This is a genomic window from Mesorhizobium sp. M2A.F.Ca.ET.039.01.1.1 (genome assembly GCF_003998035.1).
GTDB lineage: Bacteria > Pseudomonadota > Alphaproteobacteria > Rhizobiales > Rhizobiaceae > Mesorhizobium.
Genome location: NZ_RZRY01000988.1, coordinates 1 through 1,838 on the forward strand (window position 1 = coordinate 1; position 1,838 = coordinate 1,838).

Annotated in this window: 2 protein-coding genes and 1 pseudogene; all 3 read right to left on the reverse strand. The window is 57.8% G+C overall.

The window, feature by feature from the left end; all coding sequences use genetic code 11:
* Positions 1-369: pseudogene (locus EOA24_RS36435) on the reverse strand (hypothetical protein); the annotation flags it as partial.
* Positions 370-403: 34 nt separating this feature from the next.
* Positions 404-1,108: an FkbM family methyltransferase gene (locus EOA24_RS36440; protein WP_127410734.1), complete on the reverse strand. Its 705-nt coding sequence runs from the start codon at positions 1,106-1,108 to the stop codon at positions 404-406.
* Between the two features lie 4 nt (positions 1,109-1,112).
* On the reverse strand, positions 1,113-1,742 hold the full coding sequence (locus tag EOA24_RS36445; RefSeq protein WP_127410735.1) for a response regulator: 630 nt from the start codon (positions 1,740-1,742) through the stop codon (positions 1,113-1,115).
* Between the last annotated feature and the right edge of the window lie 96 nt (positions 1,743-1,838).

Here is a 1,838-nt window from a genome sequence, read left to right on the forward strand (position 1 = left end):
GCCTTTGCATCGTCCTTGGCTGCGGTCATCCTTTGTACATTGGCGCTCGACCGCCAGGATGGGCGCATATGACTGGATCTCGTCCATGCGGAGTTCAGACACGAAGTCGTCGTAGGCGACCACCTTGACTTTAGCGACGTTGGCGAGCCCGGTTTTCGCCCATATGTCCTTGAGCAGGGGCCCCCGATAGACGATCTTCTCGTCCTCTTTCGTCCAGGGCGTGCGCGTATCGTAGGTCTGTTGCGGAAACTCGGTCTTCAACTGCTCGACGGTAAGGGTTTGGATGGCCTTGCCCGATGCATCTTCGAGCGTGAGTGTGTCGGGATCCGCGAAGGCGCCCTTGCCGGCGGTTGGCCCGGCAACAGCCATGGCGATTGCGAAGGCAAGACAAGAAGCAAGAGTATCACGCCGCATCTGGTTCAACCTCTTCATATTCACGTGGGCCGTCGTCCTTGGCGAAAAGCACGCACGGTCCGCGGGACCCGCGGGGATCATAAGCGTAGCCTTTTAGCGCCAATGCCTGGGTGATATCGCGGATTCCGTCCAGGCCATACAAGTGATCATGCAGCTCTAGGTAGACTCGCTCGATGCCTGGGAGCTTGGCGTGCTGCAAGAGTTCCCTTTCGGCGCCTTCTATGTCCATAACAAGGACGTTGGCCCCGTGCTGGACAATGAAGTCGTCGATGTTGGTGGAGACGATCCTCATTTCGCGCTCGTACGGCCCCTGATCTTTGTCCATCGAGGACATCCAGAGGTCCTTGCGGAGATAGAAGGTGAATGGGCGTGGCGGACCGGCTGCAAGAATCCCTTTCAATAGGACCACGTTGTCCAGATCGTTGGCGTCGACGACGCGCTGGGCAAGGGCAACCGACGCCGGATTTGCTTCGAAGGCCCACACCTGAACGTCCGGGATCTGAGCGATAAGCGAGGTGATGATGCCGATGCCTGAGCCGAGTTCCAGAACGCGATCACCGGGCTTCACGGCCTTCGATATCCACTTGGCTTCCTTGGCTTCATAGGTTTCGTTGTCGAGGGCCTGCCAGATGACAGGCGAGACGTCGTCAGGGCGCAGGGGCACCTTGACCCCATGGACGGTCATCAATGACATCTGATTAAAGACCCTGCGGTAGCCTGTGTCCGTTCTTCATCAATTTTGCCCGCGCCTGTTTGTAATATTTTTCCGCCGAGCTGGGATCAATGCCGAGGCGACCTGCCATTACCTGGTAAAACTGGGTACGCGTCATGCTTGGCTCCCGACGGGTCATCATGTCGATAATTTCCTGTTCTCTGGGTGTCAGGACGGAGTAGCGAACGTCGGGCATGGTCATCGCCACACGCGAAAGCCGAACTGCAAATCCGTTGGTGGAAATGTCGTCGAGCACGTCACTAAACACGCCGGGCTCCAGCCCGGTCTTTCCGAGATAGCCGGCCGCGCCGATTTGGCGGAAAATTTCGGCCTCAGAATCTTTGTCTGAGCCTGTTACGACGATGTGGATCGCGCTTGGCGAGGCTTCGATGATTGTGCCGACAACGGCCACGCGATCAGCGTCCAGCGTCGGGTCGAAGCCGGGAAGTCCCGGATCAATGACGACCAGATCGAACTCAGCGCTCCCAAGCTCGCGCGCAGCGATTTCCAACGTCTCGGCGCCAAGGACGACACAATTTCCGAGACTCGCCCGAATCTGGTCCATAAGCGCCAGCCGCATCAGATTCTGATCTTCGACAACGAGCGCACGAAACACTGGCAGCAGGTCCTCACCGATCGATTGGCAGGCAGGTTTTCATCTTTCGCGACGGAAAAATAGGGATGCCATCATCCCTTTTTTCTCCCGCGGGAC